This window comes from Mixta tenebrionis, from assembly GCF_006517625.1.
GTDB classification, from domain to species: domain Bacteria; phylum Pseudomonadota; class Gammaproteobacteria; order Enterobacterales; family Enterobacteriaceae; genus Mixta; species Mixta tenebrionis.
The window spans coordinates 1-1,985 of the sequence record NZ_VHQI01000034.1; the positions used below are offsets into that span (position 1 = coordinate 1).

Below are 1,985 nucleotides of genomic sequence, written 5' to 3' on the forward strand. Positions count from 1 at the left end.
GCGAAACGCCGCCATTCACTTTCGTTAAACTCCACACCATTAAGACGCTGAAGCTGGTCCCGCACATTCGCCAGCATCGCAGTCGGTGACTTAACGGATATAAACTCATAGCCCTGATTAAGAAGGTCCTGAATCAGCTCCCGCTCAAGGTCCGATTCGCTCTGGTAGCTGTCACCGGTCTCCAGAACTTTGGTGTATTTATCAAGGACGNTCTCCAGAACTTTGGTGTATTTATCAAGGACGATAAAGTTATTGGATTCAGCAATGGTGTGTGTCTGTTGTGTCATGGTGCATCCTGTGCGTCATCTGGCAAAGTCCGGAAGGGTATCAGAAGCATCTCCCGGTATTCCTAAAGCCTGATACCGGGCGGGTGAAAGCATACCCTAACGGTATCAATGCCTGTTAGTTGCTGGCGGTTTCTGGTTTCGGGAAGCTGAACAGTAAATCACGATAGTACTCGTACTGTTTCTGGCGCAACTCGATTTCACGAGGTAAGCCTTCGCTGATGGAGTTTGTTAGCGCATCAAATTTGTCCAGAATAGAAACTATCCGCTCTTTATCTTCAGGTGAAGGATTTGGAATACGTATGCTCTCTAAATTTTTCTTATTTAGTTTTGGTTGCGCTGCTCCGGAAATATAGGGGGATAAATCAATGCTATTCAGATAGTACTCCACGTACCTTCGTTCTGCATAGGAATCGAATTTAATCACATGTGCATGATTGTTTACCCAAGATTTACCACTGATACTAAATGCTATAGGCGTATTGCGGGCTAACAAATTTGCGCCATCTTCAGAAATCAGTAAAAAATCACCATCAAAAATGTAATCTTTAACATAATCGACAATTCCAGAAGCACCGTAATACGGAATACTTCCTGCTTCCCTCAGACCGCTGGTAATTGGTTTCCTTTTCGAATCCAGATTTTCCCCTAGATCCCCAAGCGTCTTCCACTCAACTTCACCCTCTTCAAAACTCAGCAACTGGTCTCGATAGTAGTTGTACTGTTTTTTACGCATGTTAAGCTCAGCGGTAAGCTCAGCGGTAAGTGCAGTAAATTTATCCAGAATCCGAACGATTTCAGACTGGATAGCAAGGGATTTTTCTGGATTATCCGGGCAGGGGATTGGGATTAATGTTTGCTGTGCTGTGGACCAATGTCGTTTGTAGCTCAATTCCTTTTTGTAAAATTTCAGGAAGGCATGGTAGATATACTTGGCATTAGCTGAAATGGGGCTTAGAATTTTTAGTCCATCAGCACCTTGAACAAAAGGAAAGTCTACGTACTTTATATGTTCAGAATGGTCACCAAAAATTATGTACTTCCCAGCTTCAATGGGAGTTACATCTTCGTCAGTGTAGCCAGCAATGAATTTTATACCCTGATCTACAATTGGCAGTTTTCCTGAAGCTCTATAGGCTTGGCTTTTAAGTTTTGAGGATGCGGTAACAGTTTTGATCACTGTACCCAGCGTCTTCCACTCAACCTCAACCCCATCCAGCAATTTTTCCAGATAACTTAACTCGCTCATTTCTGCACCTCGCAGCCTTCAATTTCAGCTACAATCGCATCAATATCTTTACGCAACAGGTCGATTTTGCTGACCGTGGTTTTCAGCTCTGCATTTAGCTCAGCAATATCGATAATTTCGCGGTTATCTTTCGCTTCCACATAGCTGCTCACCGACAGGTTATAGTCATTCGCGACAACGGCCTCAAACGTGACTGATTTCGCCAGATGAGCAACATCTTCCTTGCTGGCAAATACCTGCATAATCTGTTTGATATGAGCATCGGTCAGAATGTTGTTGTTAGTCTCTTTTTTGAACAGTTCGCTGGCATCAATAAACTGAACGTTGGTATCCGTTTTATGTTTAGACAGCACCAGAATGTTTACAGCAATAGTGGTGCCAAAGAACAGGTTCGGAGCCAGTGAAATCACGGTTTCGACATAGTTATTATCGACCAGGTACTGGCGGATTTT

3 protein-coding genes are annotated in these 1,985 nt (G+C 43.4%); all 3 read right to left on the reverse strand.

The features are described 5' to 3' along the window. Positions 1-287 (reverse strand): type I restriction endonuclease (locus FKM52_RS21340; RefSeq protein WP_141178096.1); only part of this gene is annotated, 287 nt, incomplete at its 3' end. A gap of 115 nt (positions 288-402) precedes the next feature. Further along, the gene (locus tag FKM52_RS21345) at positions 403-1,533 is read right to left on the reverse strand and encodes a restriction endonuclease subunit S (RefSeq protein ID WP_141178097.1); all 1,131 of its coding nucleotides are present in this window, start codon (positions 1,531-1,533) and stop codon (positions 403-405) included. After that, on the reverse strand, positions 1,530-1,985 hold a 456-nt coding region (locus FKM52_RS21350; RefSeq protein WP_141178098.1), incomplete at its 5' end, for an N-6 DNA methylase. The genes FKM52_RS21345 and FKM52_RS21350, both read right to left, overlap by 4 nt.